This window comes from Paenibacillus sp. HW567, assembly GCF_000374185.1.
GTDB lineage: Bacteria > Bacillota > Bacilli > Paenibacillales > Paenibacillaceae > Paenibacillus_AQ.
This window is the reverse complement of the sequence record NZ_KB910518.1, coordinates 3,274,257-3,295,924: the sequence shown is the minus strand read 5'-3', so window position 1 is coordinate 3,295,924 and position 21,668 is coordinate 3,274,257. Positions and strand designations below refer to the sequence as shown.

The window sequence follows — 21,668 nt, the reverse complement described above, 5'->3', positions numbered from 1 at the left end:
GCAATGAGTAAGCTGATAAGGCTGCTCGCCGTGGATCTGGGGGCAAGCTCGGGAAGAGTGATGCTGGGAACCTATGACGGCAACTCGATTGTAGCAGAAGAGCTTCACCGGTTTGCCAATACGCCGGTCCAGGAGGGCGGACATTTGTATTGGAATGTCGCGGCGCTGCTGCAGGAGATCAAACATGGCCTGAAGCTGGCGATCCAGGCTTACGGCGAAATAGCCAGCCTTAGTGTGGACACGTGGGGTGTAGACTACGGTTATATTGACCATGCCGGACAACTGCTGAATGCCCCTCATCACTACAGGGATCAACGAATGGACGCCCACCGGACGAGACTGGAGGAGCTGCTGCCGCCGGAGGAGCAATTCCGTCTGACGGGCAATCAGCCGGATTCGATCAACACGGTATATCAGTTGTTTGCGGACTTTCAGGAGAATAGCCGGCTTCAGGAAAGCGTCAATAAAATGCTGATGATGCCGGATTTGTTCCTCTATTTATTATCGGGAGCGGCTTCCGCCGAGCGAACGATTCTCAGCACAAGCGGTTTGCTGGATGCCCGCTCGGGTAGACTCTCCACGGAGGTATTCTGCAGGCTGGGAATCCCCGCCGGCCTGATCCCGGATCAGGTGCCGGCGGGAACTGTCATCGGCTCTTTGCGGCCGGAGCTTAGCAGTGAGCTTGGCTGCGGACCAATTAATGTAATCGCCGGGGCATCCCATGACACGGCTTCAGCCGTTGCCTCTATCCCGTATGCGGATAAGGACAGTGCGGCATTTATTAGCTCCGGCACCTGGTCTTTGGTTGGGATGGAGACGAAGGCGCCGGTCCTGGACCGGCAATGCCTTGACTACGGCTTCACCAATGAGAGCTGCTACGGCGGGGGCAACCGGCTGCTGAAGAATATTACGGGTCTCTGGCTGCTGCAGGAGACCCGCAGAGTGTGGGCTGAAGCCGGGGAGGCGCTCAGCTACGGGGAGCTGATTGAGCTTGCCGGGAATGAGGGACCGGCAAGCTCTTGGATCAATCCTGACGATCCGCTCTTCCGTACGCCGGGAGATATGCCGGAACGCATTGCTGAATACTGCCGGAAGACCGGACAGCGTGTACCGAAAACCAAAGGAGCCATTGTCCGGGTTATTGTGGAAAGTCTTGCAAAGTCCTACGCTTCGGCGCTTAAGGGACTGGAGCAAATTACTGGCAGGCCGATCCGCATCGTCCATATGGTTGGAGGGGGCATTCAGAACCGGCTGCTCTGCCAACTGACAGCGGATGCCACGGGGAAGAAGGTTATTGCCGGTCCTGTCGAAGCGAGTGCGCTAGGCAATCTGCTGGTGCAGCTAGCGGCCTTGGGCGAACTGGATTTCAGCCGGGCTGCCGGGGTAGTGGCCGCATCCGAAGCCTTAAGCATGTATCGGCCGAATAAATGAAAACAGAGGAGAGTAAATCATGGATGAGCTGGAAAAGAAGCTGCGTCTGCAAATTTGTGATATCGGCAGAAATCTGTTCAACAAGGATTATATCGCTGCGAACGACGGCAACATATCCGCCCGCTTGAGTGCAAATGAGGTGCTGGCTACCCCGACGGGAGTCAGCAAGGGCTATTTGGAGCCGCATATGCTGGTTAAAGTCAATCTTGAGGGGGAGATTCTGGAAGCCCATGAAGACTACAGACCTTCAACGGAAGTGAAGATGCATCTGCGGATTTACCGCGAGCTGCCTGAGATGAACGGGGTCGTCCATGCCCATCCGCCGTTTGGTACTGCTTTTGCCATTAAGGGAGAAGCGCTTGATAAAATGATGATGCCGGAATCCGTCATCGCCATGGGCGATATTCCGCTCGCCAAGTACGGCACGCCATCAACGGAGGAGGTTCCCGATTCCATCATGCCGTTCCTGGGCAAGAAAACAGCCGTGCTGCTGGAAAGTCATGGCGCGTTGTCCTGGGGCAAGGATGTCATGGGCGCTTACATGAATATGGAGCGGCTGGAGTATACGGCGAAGCTTACCTTCCTCACCCGCATGATTGACGGAGAACGGGAGCTGCCGGCGAACCGGATCGAAGAGCTGGTTGCGCTAAGATCCTTCTATGGGATGTAAGGGAGGGAACGGTCATGCTGAACAAAATTCCCAAGCTGCTCTCTCCCGAGCTGGTGAAGACAATGATGGAGATGGGGCATGGCGATGAGCTTGTGCTCGCCGATGCCAACTACCCCGGGCATGCGCTGCACTCCAGGGTGATCCGCTGTGACGGCATCGGGATTCCGGAGCTGCTGGACGCGATCCTGGAGCTGCTTCCGCTGGATCATTATGCGGAGCATCAGGCCGCTCTGATGAGCGTTGTTCCCGGAGATCCGGTAGTACCCGTAATATGGGATACTTACATGGAAATTATCGCCGGACATGATCCCCGAGCGGTGACAGCCCATGAAGCACGTTTTGACTTCTATACCCGCTCCAAAAGCGCCTATGCAATCGTAGTTACTGGTGAACAAGCACTGTACGGCAATATTATTCTCAAAAAAGGTGTGGTCAAAAGCGGCTGACCGCTTTGAGTCTGAGACTGAATTTAATCCTGCCGGTCATGGATTCTCGAAGTGAGAAAATATGACTTGCGGGATTTTTTTGCATATCAGAAAGTATAGGGATCGGGTTTCCGCAAAGTATGAAAATCACAATAGACGATATCGAATAAGAGTTGAAGAATTTCTTAGGATTCAGTAATCCGAAGAATGGATTGCAGATCCGAGTCCCTAAGATTGTCACGATGTAAAGTTAGTTTCTCGCCGATGTATTTACGATTGCCTGAGGCTATACGATATTTTTCTGAAACATCGTGAGATATGAAGGAATGGAGTCGGAAGATATTTAGATAAAAGGAAAGAATTATAAGTTCGTTTTCAGAACTGTTTTTTCGTCTTTATTTTTTCATAAATGTATCTTATTTCCTTCATTGTTACGCATGAAAAGACAAGAATAATAAAATATAATTACATTTAACAACATTCGGCAAATAATAACAAAAAATTCATCTATCAATTGACATCCTATGGACTATACCTCAATTAATGGGGAGGAGTTATTATATTCCTTGTAATCGGCCGATTAACAAACGTATTGAAGGGCGGAAGAATAGTGAAAATTAAAAAGTTCTTATCTGTACTTCTTACAGTTGCAGTAGTTATGATTCCATCGGCATCCGCATTTGCCGAAGATTCAAACACTGCTAAAGTTGCTTCTGCGGCTACAGTAACTCCCTATATTGTAGGCATAGGTGATACGCAAGCATCTGCTATATCTCTAGTACTTAATGAGTATGGTGGAGTTATTTATGACCTCTTTATTCAGAGTTCAACAGATAGTGACTGGTTTAAATGGACCAATACATCATCTGAATTTAAAAGAGTATATGTAACAGTAGGTGGATTTTCGGGTAATGGACCAACTAGGGCTGGGTTGAAAATCAACTATAATAACGGTTATGGTGAGACCTCAGTTCTCTACACGGATAAAGCAGGCACTAGTGAACCACAAGCTTTTGGGAATGTTTTTGTACCACCTGGAGCTACTGTATACGTAGTTGTAGACGCTCCTAACTTTACGTCTCCACCAGCCTACCATCTTAATTTTTCTGCATACAGTATCTAAGAAATACAAATGTCAAGCACCTCTTATGTAAAAAAGAGGTGCTTTTTTGTGCGGTGGCAGGGTGGGGTGGCAACTGTGCGGAGGTAGCAGGAAGCCTATGAGGAAAATGTCATTAGATGTCAATGAGCCAGATGGTTTGTTCCAGCGTTCACAAAAAATACAATTTCTGGTTTCGGAAATAGGCGGATGAATCCGCTTTTTACGGTAAATACGTCTGCTGCATTGTCATATTTTCGTTCATCAATCAATAAGAAAACCTAAACAAAAACCAGTTGTAAACGCTTAATGTTAGTTATTGGTCATAAATAATTACATATTCAATGACAATATGCAGGAGTATGGGTTTCGAGATTGAACTATGTTTAGAATAAACGTAATATAAATAGATATAATTGGCTGGATCGCAGAAGGAGGGAGTTGCAATGCCCAAAGGGATTCCGAACCTGTTCATTGAGCCTGATTGTGAGCACAACCGCGAGCTGAAAAAAGGCTGCGTCAAACCGGGTCCGGGCGACGTTGCCAAGGGCTGTGTCTTTCAAGGCACTCAGGCCGTTCTGCTTCCCATCTCGGATGCCGCGCATTTGGTGCACGGAACCTCTGGCTGTCTGCAGAATAGCTGGGGCATGCTGGAGGCCGGAATGCCGGGCGGTCCGTTGTCGAAATTCAGCTTTTCCATGGGGCTGACGGAAACGGATATTGTTCTTGGCGGCCAGAAGAAGCTGCTTGAAGCGATCAACTACATCGTAGAGCATTACCACCCTCCCTGTATATTTGTATACGCCACCTGTATCACCATCCTGACCGCAGAGGACTTGAACACGGTCTGCGGCAAGGCCGAGAGCCTATGGAAGCTCCCCGTTATCCCGCTGCATAACTCCGGCCTGATGGGAAGCGAAAATATGGGCAACCGGCAGGCGGGCGAAGCATTATTCGAACGAGTCATTGGTACCAGTGATTCAGACCCCAGAAAACTCACCCCTTTTGATATCAACCTCATTGGCGATCATCATTTCTCCGCAGAAGGACAAGAAATTGAAGCTATGCTCTCCAAAGTCGGGATACGCGTCATGTCGCGGATTGCCGGTGAATGTACCCTCCAGGAGCTGCGCTCCGCCCATCAGGCCAAGCTGAATATGCTGGTATGCAGCCGTTCAATGGTTACTTTGGCCCGGCGGATGCGCGATTCATTCGGCATTCCTTATTGTGAAGGCTCCTTCTGCGGTTCCCGGGAGATCCGGTTCTCCCTGCGGCAGCTCTCCTTTCACTTTCAGAATGAGGCACTGGATAAAGGGCTGCACCGCTACATGCGCCGGGAAGAAGAACGCCTCCACAAAGACATCCAACGCTCCTATAAATCGCTCAAAGGCAAGAAGGTCGTGCTGTTCACCGATGGTATTGAGAGCTGGCTGTATATTTCGCTGCTCCATGAGCTGGGGATTAAGATCGCTGCCATTGGCACTAATCATAATGCCCAGGAGGATCTGTCCCGGATCAAGGAACGGATTCAAGAGGATACCCTGTTGATTGTTAAATGTGAAGAAGCACGGATTCTGGAGCTGTGCCGTCTGCGGAAGGCTGATCTGTTAATCGTAAGCGGCCGCAGTGCTTTTGTCCCGCTGAAGGAGGGAATTCCTTTTATGAACATTGATGAAGAACGGCGCGGGGGGTATGCCGGCTATGACGGAGTGAGAAGATTTGCCCAGGACGTGATGGATACGCTGGCGCAGCCTGTCTGGCAAATGATCCGCCGGCGCTCCCCCTGGGAGGTGGACAGCTATGAACAAGGCTGACAGCTCGCCGGGCAAACCGCTGGCGGTCAATCCTTTTCAGACCAGCCAGGCGGCAGGCGGCGTGCTTGCCCTGCAGGGCATTTATCGGGCGGTTCCGATTCTGCACGGGGCGCAGGGCTGCGCGGAATCGGTGAGAACAGTGCTATCCCGCCATTTTCGTGAGCCGATTTCGCTCCAGAACATTGCCATTCATGAGCAGAATTTGATTTTTGGCGGGGAGGAGGCCATTCGGGAGATGATCCGGCTGGTTATGGACAAACATCACCCGGACGTTCTGGCGCTGATCGGCACATCGCTGACAGCGGTTGTGGGCGAGGATCTGCTGGGAATCGCCGAGGCCTATTACCGTCAGCATAAGCTGCTGTTCAGAGATAAGCTGATGTGCGGGCTGCATCTTCCCGACTATGAGGGCTCCTTGGAATCGGGTTATGCCAAAACCGTGTATGCTGTAATTCAAAAGGTCATTCAAAGCGGGGGGCGAACGGTGCGGAAAAAGAAGCGGAACCGGATCAATCTGCTGCCGGGAGCGCATCTGACGCCGGGGGATGTGATGGAATTGAAGGAAATAATCGCTTCCTTCGACATCGAGGTGATCGTCCTCCCGGACCTGTCCTCCTCGCTCACCGGGCATCTGATGATGGGCCACACACCGCTCTCGCGGGGCGGGGTTCCGCTGGATTACTTGCGCGAAATACTTACATCCTCCTACACCCTTGCGCTGGGCAGCTCGATGGAGCCGTGTGCGAGACTGCTGCAGGAGGAGCTGCAAATTCCCTATCAGGTATTTAATGGGGTAACGGGGTTAGCGGAAACCGATGAGTTCTTTCTGTTCCTCCGCCAGTTCAGCCAGAGCGACGGTCAGAATAAATATCGCTGGCAGCGGCAGTTCCTGCTGGATTGCATGCTTGACACGCGTTCGGTGTTTAGGGGGAAAAGGATTCTGGCCGCACTTGAGCCTGATCACCTGGTTGCGCTGTACCAGTGCCTCTCAGAGCTTGGCATCAGGTTCTTCGGTTCGGTGATCTCCACCGCTTCACCGGCGGTTGCCGCCATTCCGGGTGCTGTGCAGGCCGGTGATCTGGAAGATCTGGAGCGGATGGCTGCGGGCGGAGCCGACCTGTGGGTGAGCAATGCTTACGGGGAACGGAATGCGCTTCAGTGCAATATTCCTTATTTGCCTTTGGGATTTCCGGTATTTAACCGTTTTGGTTCGCCGGCCAGCGTGAGCGTGGGATACCGGGGGACAGCCGATCTGCTGAATCATATCGCCAATACTATGCATAGCAAGGAGGGGAACGGCCGATGAAGATTGCCTTTGCGTCCAATGAGGGCAGAACGCTGGATTGTCATTTCGGACAATGTCATTCGTTTGTGGTTTTTGAGTTTGGGGAAAAGGGTTACCGCTTGCTGGAATCAAGGACGGTGCCCGCCCCCGGGGAGGAGACGGAGGAATGCGATAAATTCCAGCAGCGGGTAGAGCTGATTGCAGACTGCACGGTTCTGTTTGTTGTGAAGATCGGCGGCGATGCCGTCAAAAAAGTTCTCGCGGCAGGAATCATCCTCCTTCAGTCCGAGCAGGGAAGCGAGATTCTGCCCCAGTTGGAGCAATTGCGGCAGATGCTGAAGGAGCGTCCGCCGCTGTGGCTGGTCAAAGCGCTGAACAGAGTAAATGATAAAATGTGAGTCTTAAGACATCGCATCAGATGCATCCGCCGCGCGTTTGCGCGGTGTCTTCAGCTTTGGGAAGAACCCGGCGATGAACAAGGCGATATGCCAGGCGAAAACCCAGAGCACGGTGTTCTTCAGGCCGGCCGAAAGGCCCAGAATGCTCCAGGAGTAAGAAGCCAGGAATAGAAGAGTACCTGTTGCTGTAAGCAGGATGACACGCAATCCGAGCCAGAGAAAGGGCTGCCGGTTATGCTTAGTTATGAACACCCGTCTACCCTTAAGCAGCCGGAGAACCAGTACAAGCACATATATACCAAGCAGTGCTGCAACAGCGTATGCGATGTAGGCGTTGGTCTTACGTGCAGCATTAAGCGCATCATATCCATCCGGTACGGAGCCGGTCAGCGACTGAACCCATGCATGGTAAATGTCCTGCCGCAGGTCGATGCCGTTCTCGCTGTTCGTCAGGATCACAAGGCCATCCCCGGTCTTCGGGACGAAGCCGTAAAAGCTGTGAAACCCCCGGTTATCTCCCGGATGATACAGCATGACCTGGCCGCTGGACAGGGTTCTTGTGAAAATACCCAAGCCGTTATCGGCCAGAACCGGAGTCTGCATCTCATGGATAAGCGGTTCCGAGATAACGCCGCTGCCAGCCGGCGGTTCGTTTTTTTCACCCATGCTTGCCATAATCAATTTCATCAGATCGGCGGAAGTGGTGGAGAGACCGGCAGCAGCTTTTTCAGTAAACTGGTAATCCGGCAGCGGCTGTCCGAAGTAACCGTATCCTTGTGACATCAGAGGGTTGGCGGCGGTGTCCCCAAAGGTGCTGGCATTCATTCCTAACGGCTTCAGTACCTGCTGATCCATATATTGTTCAAAAGGCAGGCCGGTGACCTCCTCAATCACTAGCTGCAATAGCGTATACCCCGCACCGGAATAGACCGCCTCCGTTCCGGGAGCGGTGGCCAGCTTCACCGGATTGGACCCTCCATCCCCTGATAAGGATTCCTCCAGCGTCGGCAGCGGCTCTCCCGGAGCGGAGCCAAGATAACCCTGGTGTGCCGGGAGGCCGGCGGTATGGCTGAGCAATCTTCTGAGAGTGACTCCCTTCTCGTCAAATTCAGAGCCTGGCAGCTTCCAGCGCGTTATATATTCCGTGACGGAATCATCGGGCGATAACCGTCCTTCTTCTGCGAGATGCAGAATACCCCATGCAGTAAGACTCTTAGAGATTGAACCTGCCTGAAACAGCGTATCGTTGCTCACGGGCTCACCGCTCTTGGTGTCAGCCACCCCATAATTAAGCGAGTAAGCCACTTGCCCGTTATGCACCAAACCCACTGCGACTCCGGGTACATCATAGGTCTTCTGCCACTCGGGCACTTTGCGGTCCAGCAGCAGCTTGAATTCCTCAATGCTTCCGGCAGATGACATTTCAGCAGACGCTGGACTCCCTGTCTCCGCACTCACACTGTTGGATAAGCCTGAAACCGCCAAACCTGCGGCAATCGTACATAAGGCTATAATGGGGTAAAATGCTGTTTTTTTGCTGGATTTCATGTGTTTGGACTCCTTTGGTATGCATTCGTATAAGCGATAAATACAGCGTAGTCCATATGAAGGTAATCTCCCATAGATTTAGCTTACGGTAAGCTTTAAAGTTCCTTAAAGGAATCTTAAAGCGCTGTAAGGTGTCACGAAAAAGAAGAGGAGTATCCCTAGCCGCAAGGCCGGGGATCTCCTCTTCTTTTGTGGATTATGCAATATTGTGCGTCAGGCAAAAGGTGCGGCGGCAAGCTGGATGCAGTGGGTTGGACAACTGTCGAAGGCCTCCTGCAATTCATCCAGCATGTCCTCGCCGATGGCTGTAACCCCCTTGTTATTGTCACCCTCATAGATTACGCCGGCAATTCCGTTGTTATCCAGATCGAAAATATCCGGGGCTGCAGAGTTGCAAGCACCGCAAGCGATACAGGAATCCTGGTCCACACTGGCAAATTGACTCATGATTCTCTCTCCTTTTAACTTTGATAAGTGACGAAAAATGATGATTTCATGATAGCTTATGCCTCTTGCAACGGGTAAATGCTTTTTGATGTATGTTTCTTCATGTGTTATTTTACATCTCACGAACCGTCACTTACAACGGATAAATGGCTGATTTAACAGTAGGTTCATATTTTGTGTAAGGTAATATAACATCTTGCGCTTAAAAACATTATTTTGATGCAGATGATTGCGCTTTTACAGCTAAGTAGTAGAGGTTCGTTCGGAATAAAAGTGATATCTGCTATGTCATGATAATTAGATAGCGTTTTCAAAACAGTATTTACGAATGTTGAAAAGGTAAACCCCGATTAAGGTTCGTTTATGTCGTTGACAGGTTCTTCAATTTTGTTATGATCTAGTCAAATCCAGAGCACCAACAGATTCAGAAAAATATTAAAGCGGGAGTGTGGAGAAATGACTAGAAAAATTGCAATCTACGGCAAGGGTGGAATCGGAAAGTCTACTACACAACAGAACACGGCTGCGGCAATGGCTTACTACCATGACAAAAAGGTGTTTATTCACGGCTGTGACCCGAAGGCCGATTCCACACGGATGATTCTCGGCGGGATGAATCAGAAGACGCTGATGGATATGCTCCGTGATGACGGTGCCGAGAACATCACTACCGAGAAGGTTGTGAAGTCGGGTTATCTCGGTATCCAGTGTGTGGAATCGGGCGGGCCTGAACCGGGGGTTGGCTGCGCCGGACGTGGCGTCATTACAGCGATTGATCTGATGGAGAGCAATGGCGCCTACACCGACGATTTGGATTTTGTGTTCTTCGATGTACTGGGTGATGTAGTGTGCGGGGGCTTCGCAATGCCGATCCGCGACGGCAAGGCCCAGGAGGTGTACATCGTAGCATCGGGCGAGATGATGGCCATATATGCGGCGAACAATATCTGTAAGGGTCTTGTCAAATATGCCAAGCAAAGCGGCGTCCGTCTTGGCGGAATCATCTGCAACAGCCGGAATGTGGACCGGGAAAGAGAATTTCTGGAGGAATTCACCGCCTCAATCGGCACACAAATGATTCATTTCATGCCCCGTGACAATATCGTTCAGAAAGCAGAGTTTAACAAAAAGACGGTCGTTGAATTCGATTCCGAGAGTAAGCAGGCAGGGGAATACGGCGAGCTGGGCCGCAAAATCATCGAGAACGAAAATTTTGTGATCCCCAAGCCGCTGAGCATGGATGAACTGGAAGCGATGGTAGTCAAATATGGAATTGGCGATTAAAAACTAAAGCGTAGGCTTTTGAAGCCAGTTTTGCGAAGCGGGTTCACGAAGCATATGCCGACAAAACTTTTAGGAGGAATAACCATGCCATATCATACTTTTAAATGCAGCGAGTGCATTCCAGAGCGGACCAAGCATGCTGTGGTCAAAGGTCCCGGCGAGGATTTGACCTCTGCCCTTCCCGAAGGCTACCTCAACACGATTCCGGGAACGATCTCCGAGCGGGGCTGCGCCTACTGCGGAGCCAAGCATGTTATCGGCACACCAATGAAGGATGTTATCCATCTGAGTCACGGCCCGGTCGGATGCACTTACGATACTTGGCAGACCAAACGCTATATCAGCGACAATGACAATTTTCAGATCAAGAACACCTTTGCCTCGGATGTGAAGGAGAAGCATATCGTCTTCGGAGCCGAAGGGCTGCTTAAGAAGAATATTGTAGAAGCGTTCAAGGCTTTTCCTGAAATCAAACGGATGACGATCTACTCCACCTGTGCCACGGCGTTGATTGGCGATGACATCGGTGCGGTTGCGCAGGAGGTTATGGATGAGATGCCTGATGTGGATATCTTCGTCTGCAACTCTCCCGGGTTCGCGGGACCGAGCCAATCCGGCGGCCACCACAAAATCAACATCGCCTGGATCAACTCGAAAGTGGGAACGGTTGAACCGAAGATTACCAGCGATTATGTCATCAATTATGTCGGCGAATATAACATCCAGGGCGATCAGGAGGTTATGGTCGATTATTTCAAAAGCATGGGCATTCAGGTGCTGTCCACCTTTACCGGCAACGGCTCCTACGATGATCTCCGGGCGATGCACCGGGCGCATCTGAACGTTCTGGAATGCGCGCGTTCCGCCGAGTACATCTGCAATGAGCTGCGGGTGAAATACGGAATTCCGCGTCTGGACATCGACGGCTTTGGTTTCGAACCGCTGTCTGCCTCACTCCGCAAGGTTGGCTTGTTCTTCGGTATCGAAGACCGGGCGCAGGCAATTATTGATGAGCAGACCGCCAGATGGAAGCCGGAGCTGGACTGGTACAGGGAACGCCTCCAAGGTAAAAAGGTCTGCCTCTGGCCCGGCGGCTCCAAGCTCTGGCACTGGGCCAATGTCATCCATGAGGAAATGGGGGTTGAGGTCGTATCCCTGTATACGAAGTTCGGCCATCAAGGCGACATGGAAAAAGGCATTGCCCGCTGTGAGCAGGGCGCTCTCGCCATCGACGATCCGAACGAGCTGGAAGGGCTTGAGGCGATGGAGAAGCTGAAGCCGGACATTATTTTCACAGGTAAACGTCCTGGCGAGGTTGCGAAGAAGATCCGGGTTCCTTATCTCAATGCCCACGCCTATCACAACGGTCCGTACAAAGGCTACGAGGGTTGGGTCAGATTTGCCCGCGATATTTATAATGCCATCTATTCACCGATTCATCAGTTGTCAGCACTGGATATCAGCAAGGATGAGATTCCGACGGATAAAGGCTTCGCCACCCAGCGGATGGTGTCCGACGTGAATTTGAGCGAAGAGGTCAGAAATTCAACCACTCTGCGGCAATATACCGGCGGGTATGACTCCGTCTCCAAACTGCGGACCAAAACGTATCCATATTTGCAAAATCAGCTCGCAGGCGTGTAGCGGAGGGAGGGGAATTCTATGGAAGATGTGATGAAGGAGAGAGTTGCGGAGCTGGAAAATTATATTATGAAAAAATGCCTCTGGCAGTTTCACTCCCGTTCCTGGGACAGGGAAAAGCAAAACGAGGGCGTTCTCACGAAAACCATGCAGATTCTCTGCGGTGAACCGGTAGACAAAGGAACCCCTGCGGACCGCTGTTATTGGGTGGATGCCGTAGTCCTGGCGGAAGAGTACACCAAACGGTTCGAATGGCTGGCCGAAATGGGTATAGCGGAAATTAAGCAACTGATGCAGGCGCTGAAGGAGCGGATTGATTATGTGACCATAACCGGGTCGCTGAACAAGGAGCTTACTGTCAAGCAATATTAATTCGCGTAAGTGAATAATCGGAGGGGGCCAGACTATGACTTGTGAAATCATTCAAAAGGAACGCAGCGGTGTTATTAATCCGATATTCACCTGCCAGCCGGCAGGCGCGCAGTATGCCAGTATCGGAATCAAGGATTGCATCGGAATTGTTCATGGCGGCCAAGGCTGTGTAATGTTTGTCCGTCTGCTGTTCTCCCAGCATTTCAAGGATAACTTTCTGCTCGCTTCCTCCTCTGTTCATGAGGATGGTGCGGTATTCGGCGCACTGAACCGTGTCGAGGAAGCGGTGGATGTGCTGCTTATGCGCTACCCGGATGTGAAGGTTGTGCCGATCATCACCACCTGCTCGACAGAGGTCATTGGCGATGATGTGGACGGTGTCATTCTGAAGCTGAACAACGGGCTGCTCAAGGAAAAATATGCCGGCCGGGAGGTGCATCTGATCGCGGTGCATACGCCCAGCTTTGTAGGCAGCCAGGTGAGTGGTTATGATGTGGCCGTCGATGCCTTTGTGAGGCATTTTGCCCGCAAGGACCAGCCAAACGGCAAGCTGAATCTGATCACAGGCTGGGTTAACCCCGGAGATGTGACGGCACTCAAGCACCTGCTGGACGAAATGCAAGTGGATGCTACGGTGTTGTTTGAAATAGAAAGCTTTGATTCGCCCATTCTGCCCGATAAAAGCGGGGAATCGCACGGCAGCACTACGATAGCGGATTTAACCGGGACGGCGGATGCGCTGGCTACAATCGCGCTTAACAAGTACGAGGGGGGCAAGGCTGCAAAATATCTGGAGGATGAATTCGGCATTCCCGCCGTTATTGGTCCTACACCGATTGGCATCCGCAACACCGATACCTTTCTGCAGAACGTCAAAAAGCTGACCGGGAAGCCCATTCCGCAATCCCTGGTTCGCGAGCGGGGGGTTGCCATCGACGCTCTGGCGGATCTGGTGCATATGTTCCTTGCTGACAAGAAGGTGGCGATCTATGGACATCCGGATCTCGTTATCGGTCTCGCTGAATTCTGCATTGATCTGGAGATGCAGCCGGTGCTTCTGCTGCTTGGCGACGACAATACCACCTACAAGAACGATCCGCGTATCCAGGCGCTGCAAAATAATGTGGAATTCGGTATGGAAATTGTACTCAATGCCGATTTGATGGAGCTGGAAAGCCGGATCAAGAACAAGGAAGTGGAGCTGGATCTGATTCTTGGCCACTCCAAAGGGCGCTTCACCGCCATCGACAATAATATCCCTATGGTCCGGGTAGGCTTCCCTACTTATGACCGTGCAGGATTATACCGCCATCCAACCGTTGGTTATGCCGGGGCGATCCGCTTGGCTGAAGAAATTGCCAATACCCTGTTCACTGATATGGAGTACAAGCGGAACAAGGAATGGATTCTGAGCGTGTGGTAGCATTTGCGCAGGAGAGTGGAATGATGATTTTCAATAGTTCTTATAACAAGGGATAAACATTAGCTATGGGGGAGGTGTACAGCGCTATGCTGGCAACGGAAACGGATCTGGAGGATTTTGAGGAGAACTATCGGGATGCTTTGGCGTATCATCGCAGAGCGGAGCAATTTTTGCGGCAACAGCAGCGGCTCAGCCTGGTATTCAATGTGGGTTCAGTAGCGCTGGAACGATATCTTGTCGCCTTATGCCATCTTTATGGGGCCATCCCGCTGAATCATAATTATATCTGTCTCATGAATGCAGTAGAGACTGTTGTAGATGTCCCTAAGGAGCTGAATAAAGAGATCAGATCGCTGGATTTCATTTTTGGCATCTGCTCATTGGATGATTATTTTCATGGGACGCCGAAGCCGGAGGATTCGACCCGTGTGCTGAGCATGTGCGAGCAGGTGCGCGGGCTGTTCGATCCGGCCAGGATTTCCTTGGTAAGAGCGGCGGCAGCGGCAAGTATGACTGGATAGCGGAGTCACCTGAGCCGGTTCAGCGAACAGGAGGGGAGGAAGCTGCAAGGATGGAGCATGTAAGCTATAAGCAAAGGGATTGCCGTGACCAGGAGCGGATCGGGGAATTTCTTAATACGGCAAGAATTGGCGTTGTCGGTATCGGCGGGGATGCCTACCCCTATGCGGTTCCGGTCAATTATGTGTGGCATGAAGGCGCTGTGTATTTCCACGGCATGGGCTCCGGCAAAAAGGTGCGTCTGCTCGCAGAGCATCCGGCCGTAAGCTTCACGGTTTACCGGGAGGACAGTACGGTGACCGATCCGGTTCCCTGTAAGGCGGATACCGCATACTTCAGCGTAATGCTGTTCGGTGAAGCATCCAGAGTCACCGACATGGATGAAGCTTCCGGAGTGCTGCAGAAAATTTTGGACAAATACACGCCGGGCTTCTACAAGCAGGAAATGACTGCCCGGATGGTTGAGAAATACAGGTCTTCTATGGATGGGAACGCAGTAGCCGTCTATCGTCTGACACCGGTCCACCTGACAGCCAAGGAGAATGCCGCTGTTTGAATAGGTGGCCGCTAAGCATAAAAACAGCCTTCCGAATGACTGGAAGGCTGTTTTTTACTGTGACAAATGTTATGATGCATAACATTTGAACGTTGTTTTTAGACGGGTGAACAAAAATAAATGATTCGCAATTGATTTTTACAGCAAAATGATATTAAAATACACGCAATAAGTTATATAATCTAACATATAATTCACTGCTTATATGGAGTTCAAAGTGAATGGAGAGGTGGAACGAACATGATAGAGGAAAAGAAGATACCGGCACAAGAGCTAGAGCTTCCCCGTGATTGCACGTTCTCCCCTGAGGACTGGCGCGTGCTGGCTGAATATTGGTATCCAATAGCGATTGCGGATGAAGTGCAGGATAAGCCGCTTGGAGTGAAGTTGCTGGATATGAAGCTGGTGTGCTACCGCAGTGAAGGCAAGGTGGTCGTTGCCCGTGATCTGTGCTTCCACCGGGGAGCGCCGCTGAGCAAGGGCTGGGTGGAGAATGGCGAAATCGTCTGCCCGTACCACGGCTTCCGTTATAACTGCGAAGGCAAGTGTACGGCCGTACCTGCACATCCCAGCTCCAAAATATCCCCCAAGTTGAAACTGATTGTCTACCCGGCTGTTGAGCGTTATGGCCTAATCTGGACCTGCCTGGGGTCAGCGCCGGAGCAAATTCCGGCATTTCCGGGCTGGGATGATCCGGACTATATTAATATTTTGCCGCCAAGCTTCGATATTGCCGGTTCATCCGGCCGCCAGATGGAAGGGTTCCTGGATGTCTCACATTTTGCTTATGTGCATACGGCGACCTTCGGCGACCGCAACAATACGGAGGTTCCGCAATACAAGGTAAGACGCGAGGGCGGCGAGCTGGTGGCCGAATACTGGAGTACAGTCAGCAATTATGGCAAAGGCCAGGAGAATCCGGCGCCGGAGGGCTTCATGTGGCTGCGTGAGTTCCGCGTATTTCCTCCGTTTGCCGCTTCGCTTACAGTATATTTTCCGGATGAGGGTAGGCTCAAAATTCTCAACTGCGCTTCTCCGGTCTCCGCCCGCTACACGCGGCTGTTCTGCCCGATCTCCAGAAACTTCGACAAGAGTGCGCCGGTGGAGGATACGATTCAGTTCAATCTGCAGGTCTTTGGGGAAGACGCCGAAATGGTGGAATCGCAGACTCCAGAGGACTTGCCGCTGGATTTGCAGGCCGAAGCCCATATCCCGGCAGACCGCACCTCCATTGCTTACCGCCAGCTTCTTACCGAACTGGGGCTGGGACGGTCTTATACTTCTTAGGAGAGGGACTTATTTATAAGAGCTGTAGACCTATTCCTTCTTGTGATTTGCTCTTACAGAGCAGACGCAAGGAGGTTTTTGTGTTTGCCATTGGAATAGAAGGCATGTCTTGGCGGAAAGTTGCATTTCACTCTATTTTCTTCTACTTTTAATAGAAAGGGGATGCGGGGAAGGAGTTTTGCAGCTTGAATAGCGGGAAGCTAACTATCTCTGTCATGAAGGAGCAGGAAGCGCGCGAAATCGTAATTTGGGAATATGATCCGCCTTATTCTATCTATAATATGACGGACGATTCAGACAGCATTCAAGAATTAATGGATGGTTCTTATTTTTCAGTAACAGCTCAGGAGGGAGAACTGATTGGATTTTTCTGTTACGGGAGAAACGCTCAGGTTCCCGGAGGAATCAGGCAAGGATTATACATAGGGGATAGTGTGCTGGATATTGGTCTGGGTCTCAGACCGGAGCTTACGGGAATGGGGAGAGGGCTCGATTTTTTGCAGGCGGGGTTGAAATTCGGTCAACAGAAGTATGCCCCGGCGACCTTCAGATTGAGTGTTGCCTCTTTTAATCACAGAGCCATTTCTCTGTATCGAAAAGCAGGGTTCCGGCAAACGGGTGCCTTCATCAATACGTATGGGGAGACAGAGCAGGCATTTTTTTTAATGGAGAAAAGCTGACTTCTCTGCTCGACTGGAGAATATAGGGGCATGTCTGGTAAAATAGAATGACATCAACAAAATCCAAGACTGATCCGGCAACGGCGCTAAGCAGGGCGGGCATCATACCAAAGGAGACTTTATTGTGAACGAGAAACTGAAGCAAGCCTATGAAAGGTTAGGGCTTTCTGAAACCGTAACGGGAGAAGAGCTCAACAAGCGTTTTGATCTGCTGCTGAGACGGCGCCGTTCGCTGAAGAGTGAAACGGAAATAGCAGCCTATGAAGAAGAGTTTCAGGCAATCAAGCTTATTCTGGATTCCAGAGATCAGCAGGAGATTCAAGAGGCGGAGGACCAGCGGTTGGCCAAATACGGCAGTCTTGCCGGTGGAGCACGGAAATGGGAGCGCTTTATGCGGCTCTATAAGACACATGTTATCCTCGGCATCATCGCCGTCATTGTGCTCATTGCCGGCGGAAATGCGCTGTATAACAATTGGCAGCACAGAAAATACTTGGCTTCGTTGCCCCCGATCGACGCCAAAATCATGTTCATCGGCAATTTCGGGGTGAAGGACCCGGACGGCAAGATGGATGATCTGAACAAGGCGATTCTTGCAGAATACCCGCAGTGGAAACGGGTGGACAGCAGCATTGTCTACCTTCCCAAAACAGGGGCGGGCGCAGATACGCTCGATATGAACTATATGCAAAAGGCAGTTGTCGAGCTGGCGGCGAATTCACCGGATATTCTCATTTTGGATGAAGCCACCCTTAAATGGATCGGTGGACAGGACGGGTTTCAGAATCTTGAGCCGATTCTGAAGGACGGGAAGATTTCAAGTGACGATGCCCGTTTACAGTGGGGAACGGACGGAGAGACCGGCCAGAAAGAGCTGTATGCTGTGGACATTACGGACTCAAAGTTTGTGTCTGCTCTGCCCATTAACCGGAATACTCAGTCCGTCGAGATCGGAGTTCTGGGCGGGGAAGAACAGAAGGTTAAGATGTTTGATTTCGTAAAGCATGTTGCCGGGGAGGCAGCAGGAAAGTAAGGTACTCGTAGAATAGAGGAATAACAATAATGGCGGAATGGAAGGAGGCCCTTTCATTCCGCCATTGCTTTTGTTGCATCGAATCGGCTGGGAACGTTGTCCTACTGCTCCAAGCGGTAGCCGCCGTGGAAGACCGGGCCGACATATTGGTTGAAGGCATAGCCGCTGCGAATCGCTGCGGAGACGAAATCCTTCGCCTTGACTACGGCATCATGTACAGAAAGGCCGTTAGCCAGGCCACCTGTAATGGCAGCGGCAAAGGTGCAGCCTGCTCCGTGGTTGTAGGCCGGTTCAATTTTGGCTGTTTCCAGCACGGTGTATTCGGAGCCGTCAAAGAACACGTCGATGGCCTTATCGCCGCCGAGCGCCTTGCCGCCCTTTACGACAACATTCTGCGTGCCGAGCAGGTGAATCAGACGGGCAGCCTCTTTCATTTCTTCAATCGAGGAGAGCTTGCCCAGCCCGGAAAGCACACCTGCTTCGAACAAGTTAGGCGTGACCACAGTGGCCAGCGGCAGCAGCAGATCGCGGATCGCATGGGCGCTCTCCGGATTCAGTACTTCGTCTTCGCCTTTGCAGACCATGACCGGATCAATGACAACATTGGTCTGCTGATTGTCTTTAATCGCTTTTTCCGCGACATGGACGATATCTACGCTGCCCAGCATGCCGGTCTTCATAGCATCCACAGGTCCGCCGGCGAACACGGTTTTCAGTTGCTCCGCTACAATTGACGCATCAATCGGATAGACGTTGTGATGCCAGCCGTTATCCGTGTCCATCGTCACAATCGTGGTCAAAGCGCTGAAACCATAGGTGCCATACTCCTCAAACGTTTTCAGATCAGCCTGAATGCCGGCGCCTCCGCTGGAGTCACTTCCGGCAATCGTTAAGGTTTTGATGATTTTTGACAAAGTGAACGTCCCCTTCATGTATATAAATAGATATTGCCTGATTCGAAAGGAATCATTTTAAACACTACGATATTATAACAAAATTCACTGCTGCCGTCCGCAAAATAACCCCATAAAGTGAAGACTTCGCCTGGAGGGCTATTGGGTTCTGCTGCATTGATCAAGTGAATAGGCCTGCGCACATCATCGGATATGCCGCAGGCCTTCAGTATGTTCCTTCTGATTGTCCCCGTTTTTTGTGATTTCAGCGGCTATGTAGAGCCTGTCCCGGGCTGTCCAGCAGCAGATGGGGTTCAGTGGTGCGGAAGAAATCCAGTACTTTGTCAAAGATAATGCGGTGGCCTTCCTTGTTGGGGTGGATTCCGTCACGGCAAATAAACTGGGTGTAATCCGGCTGCTGGAGAAATGCGCCCCGGACATCAATGATTTTGGTTCTGGTAGCCTCCGCGACCTTGATAATGGTGGAGTTGTATCTTTCCTGCCACCAGTAAATTTTGGTCACGCTGCCGAGAAATTTCATAATGTTCACTTCCGAGGCCGGATTATTTCCGCTGACCCACTTGAAATAGTTATCCGCATTCAGCGGAGGAAGACTCATCAGAATAGGGGTTATGCCCTGATTCTTCAGGAAATCAATCATATCGAGCAGCATGCGTTCGAATGCCGGAAATGCGGTCTTCGGATTATGCTCTGCCTCCGGGTCGTTCGCAATCTCTTCCCAGTGGAAATCACAGTCATTTCCCCCGTATTCAATCAGCACCACATCCGGCTTCTCCTTCAGCACATCGCGTTTCAGATTGCCGAAGCCCTTGAGCAGGGTATTACCGAATCTTGCTGTGTTGCGCAGCGCCCCCGTCAGCTTCCCTTGCAGCAAAGAGACATAGTTATCCTCCAGAATGACATATTTGCTTCTGGCTTCATCATAGACCACGCCTTTGGAAATGGAGTCGCCGCTGACCATATATTTAAGCCCAAGCTCCGCATTTACTGAACGTTCTTCGTTCATATGCATTGCTTCACCTCCGGTATCTGTACTGTATTTAATCTTAGTGTAAACCTTCGCGATGGCGTTGCCTATGTATAAATGTCACGGTTATAACTACTGTTCATTCAGTAGATGGTTATATCAGTTGAGCTATAGATTTTCATATTGGGTCTAGTCGTAACTGCGGGGAATGTTTGGACTTCCGGCCGCTGTTGTCTGCAGATTTCTTGATTTATACCGCTCTTCGCGGTGGAAATCCGCAGACAAAGGCGGACGCTACCGCTCCTCCAGTTCCAAACTTCCCCTCCGTTACTTCCGCCCTTTTTTATGTTTTTTAAGTTCAACTTCTACAGGCTGAATAAGAATGTGAGATATAACTTACAGCTTTGCAGTGATATGATAAATAAGAAAAAGCACTCCAATATACCGGCAGAGGAGGAAATAGAATGAGTGAGATTATCACGGAATGCATGCGAAGACTGGATCAATCGCTGGGCTATTTGGAGCTGGCCGTCGGGAGGCTGCCGGAAGAGAAGGTGTGGTTCCGTCCCAGGGAGAAGATGAATGCAATCGGCAACCTGTGCCTGCATCTGGCCGGCAATGAATACCAGCATTTGGTCAGCGCGATTGGCAACCGGTCAGCAGATAGGGATAGACCTGCGGAGTTCCTGACCAGGGGAGGGTATCCGGCTGAAGAGCTGCTGGAACAGCTAAGACAGGTGAGAGCAGAGAGCTGGTCGGTAGTCCGTGATCTGACCGGGGAAGATTTGGAGCGGGTGGTTACCGTGCATTACCCGGAGAGCTCGGGCGTTGACAGCTATAATTGGAGCATCCAAAAGATTCTGATCGGTACGGCAGAGCACTATTCTTACCATACCGGTCAGATTGTATACGCTGCTAAATGGCTGCAGGAAGAAGATGTTCATTTACTGAACTGGAAGCACTACAATTAATTGCTGCACAGGCTTTTCATCAGGGCAACCGTCTCTTTGACATCAGGACCCGAAATATCCTCAAGGGAGACGTCGATCATCGGCTTGCAGGCCTGAAGCTTCTTCAGGAAGTCAGCGGTGTGGAACAGTCCCTGCCCGGCTTTGCCGTGACGGAACCCGCTTCCATCGGCATAGATCCCCTTAAGATGGGCCAGAATAATCCGTTCACCGAACAGGCTGAAGGAATCGTCGACAATTTCATCCTGTAAGTGCACCTGATCCCCGATTAAATTGCAGGGATCGAACACTACTCCGATTGCGCTGGAAGGTACTTCATCCAGAATGCGGCGCATTTTTGCCGGGGTAGACAGAGTGTGGCTTCTGACGCCCTCAAGACCCAGAAGAACGCCCCATTTCTCGGCTTCTTCAGCTAACTCCTCAACTGTGGACTTGAGCGTGTCCCAACCGAGTTCTTCATACCGCGAAGGCTCAAGCTCTTTATAGGTAGTCAAATTCCCGGTCTCTGTCGCCACCATCGGGGCACCGAATTGCCGGGCATAACGCAAATGCTCCTTGAATCGCTTGATCTCCTGCCGGCGGACCGCCGGGTCGGGGTGAATGGGATTGATGTAGCAGCCGAGCACGCCGATGCGGATGCCTGCCTTGTCAAACTGCTCACCGATATAATTGGCCAAGCCGGGGCTGAGCTTGCCGGTTGAAGTGTCAATATCCTGTATAGCTTTGGACAAGGCGAGTTGTACAAAGTCAATTCCGTAGTCCTGAAGAGCGGCAGTCAGCTCTTTAAGCGGTAAACAGCCTGCGGTGTGTGCTAAGGTTCCGTAACGAATAACGAACATCTCCTTTGAAATCTATGGATTTGTATTAATATTAATAGCGCTTACAATGATATGCAATGATAAAGAGC

22 protein-coding genes are annotated in these 21,668 nt (G+C 51.1%); 17 read left to right on the top strand and 5 right to left on the bottom strand.

Features of this window, described 5'->3' with window-relative positions; all coding sequences use genetic code 11:
- The first annotated feature begins 3 nt into the window (after window positions 1-3).
- The 7 genes from B212_RS0115080 (at window position 4) to B212_RS31495 (ending at window position 7,122) form a co-directional block, all read left to right on the top strand.
- Window positions 4-1,431: a rhamnulokinase gene (locus tag B212_RS0115080; RefSeq protein ID WP_019911724.1), complete on the top strand. Its 1,428-nt coding sequence runs from the start codon at window positions 4-6 to the stop codon at window positions 1,429-1,431.
- Window positions 1,432-1,450: 19 nt separating this feature from the next.
- Complete coding sequence (locus B212_RS0115075; protein ID WP_019911723.1) at window positions 1,451-2,101, top strand: class II aldolase/adducin family protein; 651 nt, start codon at window positions 1,451-1,453, stop codon at window positions 2,099-2,101.
- Between the two features lie 14 nt (window positions 2,102-2,115).
- Window positions 2,116-2,547 (top strand): RbsD/FucU family protein, encoded by a 432-nt coding sequence (locus tag B212_RS0115070; protein WP_019911720.1) that lies wholly within the window; start codon window positions 2,116-2,118, stop codon window positions 2,545-2,547.
- Window positions 2,548-3,136: 589 nt separating this feature from the next.
- The gene (locus B212_RS34525; RefSeq protein WP_156830138.1) at window positions 3,137-3,649 is read left to right on the top strand and encodes a hypothetical protein; all 513 of its coding nucleotides are present in this window, start codon (window positions 3,137-3,139) and stop codon (window positions 3,647-3,649) included.
- Window positions 3,650-4,071: 422 nt separating this feature from the next.
- Complete coding sequence (locus tag B212_RS0115065; protein WP_019911719.1) at window positions 4,072-5,439, top strand: nitrogenase component 1; 1,368 nt, start codon at window positions 4,072-4,074, stop codon at window positions 5,437-5,439.
- Window positions 5,426-6,745, top strand: coding sequence for a nitrogenase iron-molybdenum cofactor biosynthesis protein NifN (nifN, locus tag B212_RS0115060; RefSeq protein ID WP_019911718.1), 1,320 nt, complete (start codon window positions 5,426-5,428; stop codon window positions 6,743-6,745). Before B212_RS0115065 ends, nifN begins: the two co-directional genes overlap by 14 nt.
- On the top strand, window positions 6,742-7,122 hold the full coding sequence (locus tag B212_RS31495; protein WP_019911717.1) for a NifB/NifX family molybdenum-iron cluster-binding protein: 381 nt from the start codon (window positions 6,742-6,744) through the stop codon (window positions 7,120-7,122). The genes nifN and B212_RS31495 overlap by 4 nt, the downstream gene beginning before the upstream one ends.
- Window positions 7,123-7,125: 3 nt before the next feature.
- Here B212_RS31495 and B212_RS0115050 read toward each other — a convergent pair whose 3' ends face one another.
- Together B212_RS0115050 and B212_RS0115045 are read right to left on the bottom strand one after the other, a co-directional pair.
- Window positions 7,126-8,670, bottom strand: a complete 1,545-nt coding sequence (locus B212_RS0115050) for a serine hydrolase domain-containing protein (protein ID WP_019911716.1) — start codon at window positions 8,668-8,670, stop codon at window positions 7,126-7,128.
- Between the two features lie 213 nt (window positions 8,671-8,883).
- A complete protein-coding gene (locus B212_RS0115045) occupies window positions 8,884-9,117 on the bottom strand; it encodes a ferredoxin (protein WP_019911715.1) in 234 nt (77 codons plus the stop codon).
- Window positions 9,118-9,573: 456 nt separating this feature from the next.
- Between B212_RS0115045 and nifH the strand changes: the two genes are divergently transcribed.
- The 9 genes from nifH to B212_RS0115000 all read left to right on the top strand — a co-directional run bounded on the left by nifH (window position 9,574) and on the right by B212_RS0115000 (window position 17,912).
- A complete protein-coding gene (gene nifH, locus B212_RS0115040) occupies window positions 9,574-10,401 on the top strand; it encodes a nitrogenase iron protein (RefSeq protein WP_019911713.1) in 828 nt (275 codons plus the stop codon).
- A gap of 84 nt (window positions 10,402-10,485) precedes the next feature.
- Complete coding sequence (gene anfD / locus B212_RS0115035; protein WP_019911712.1) at window positions 10,486-12,045, top strand: nitrogenase iron-iron protein, alpha chain; 1,560 nt, start codon at window positions 10,486-10,488, stop codon at window positions 12,043-12,045.
- Between the two features lie 18 nt (window positions 12,046-12,063).
- Entirely contained in the window at window positions 12,064-12,414 is a 351-nt protein-coding gene (gene anfG / locus B212_RS0115030; protein ID WP_019911711.1) for a Fe-only nitrogenase subunit delta, read from the top strand.
- 34 nt (window positions 12,415-12,448) lie between these two features.
- Window positions 12,449-13,837 (top strand): Fe-only nitrogenase subunit beta, encoded by a 1,389-nt coding sequence (gene anfK / locus B212_RS0115025; RefSeq protein WP_019911710.1) that lies wholly within the window; start codon window positions 12,449-12,451, stop codon window positions 13,835-13,837.
- 86 nt (window positions 13,838-13,923) lie between these two features.
- On the top strand, window positions 13,924-14,358 hold the full coding sequence (locus B212_RS0115020; protein WP_019911709.1) for a hypothetical protein: 435 nt from the start codon (window positions 13,924-13,926) through the stop codon (window positions 14,356-14,358).
- 50 nt (window positions 14,359-14,408) lie between these two features.
- The gene (locus B212_RS0115015) at window positions 14,409-14,912 is read left to right on the top strand and encodes a pyridoxamine 5'-phosphate oxidase family protein (protein WP_019911707.1); all 504 of its coding nucleotides are present in this window, start codon (window positions 14,409-14,411) and stop codon (window positions 14,910-14,912) included.
- Window positions 14,913-15,152: 240 nt separating this feature from the next.
- Complete coding sequence (locus B212_RS0115010; protein WP_019911706.1) at window positions 15,153-16,199, top strand: aromatic ring-hydroxylating oxygenase subunit alpha; 1,047 nt, start codon at window positions 15,153-15,155, stop codon at window positions 16,197-16,199.
- A 185-nt stretch (window positions 16,200-16,384) separates the two neighbouring features.
- Window positions 16,385-16,879, top strand: a complete 495-nt coding sequence (locus B212_RS0115005; protein ID WP_019911705.1) for a GNAT family N-acetyltransferase — start codon at window positions 16,385-16,387, stop codon at window positions 16,877-16,879.
- Window positions 16,880-17,003: 124 nt separating this feature from the next.
- The gene (locus B212_RS0115000) at window positions 17,004-17,912 is read left to right on the top strand and encodes a hypothetical protein (protein WP_019911704.1); all 909 of its coding nucleotides are present in this window, start codon (window positions 17,004-17,006) and stop codon (window positions 17,910-17,912) included.
- Between the two features lie 101 nt (window positions 17,913-18,013).
- Here B212_RS0115000 and thiD read toward each other — a convergent pair whose 3' ends face one another.
- Both thiD and B212_RS0114990 read right to left on the bottom strand, forming a co-directional pair.
- A complete protein-coding gene (thiD, locus tag B212_RS0114995) occupies window positions 18,014-18,844 on the bottom strand; it encodes a bifunctional hydroxymethylpyrimidine kinase/phosphomethylpyrimidine kinase (RefSeq protein ID WP_036668194.1) in 831 nt (276 codons plus the stop codon).
- Window positions 18,845-19,070: 226 nt separating this feature from the next.
- Window positions 19,071-19,838 carry an SGNH/GDSL hydrolase family protein gene (locus B212_RS0114990; RefSeq protein ID WP_019911702.1) on the bottom strand — a complete coding sequence of 256 codons (768 nt, stop codon included), beginning with the start codon at window positions 19,836-19,838 and terminating at the stop codon, window positions 19,071-19,073.
- A gap of 419 nt (window positions 19,839-20,257) precedes the next feature.
- On the opposite strand from B212_RS0114990, the gene B212_RS0114985 reads away from it, so the two are divergent.
- On the top strand, window positions 20,258-20,764 hold the full coding sequence (locus B212_RS0114985) for a DinB family protein (protein ID WP_019911701.1): 507 nt from the start codon (window positions 20,258-20,260) through the stop codon (window positions 20,762-20,764).
- Here B212_RS0114985 and B212_RS0114980 read toward each other — a convergent pair.
- Complete coding sequence (locus B212_RS0114980) at window positions 20,761-21,600, bottom strand: sugar phosphate isomerase/epimerase family protein (RefSeq protein WP_019911700.1); 840 nt, start codon at window positions 21,598-21,600, stop codon at window positions 20,761-20,763. The genes B212_RS0114985 and B212_RS0114980 overlap by 4 nt on opposite strands.
- Window positions 21,601-21,668: the final 68 nt, after the last annotated feature.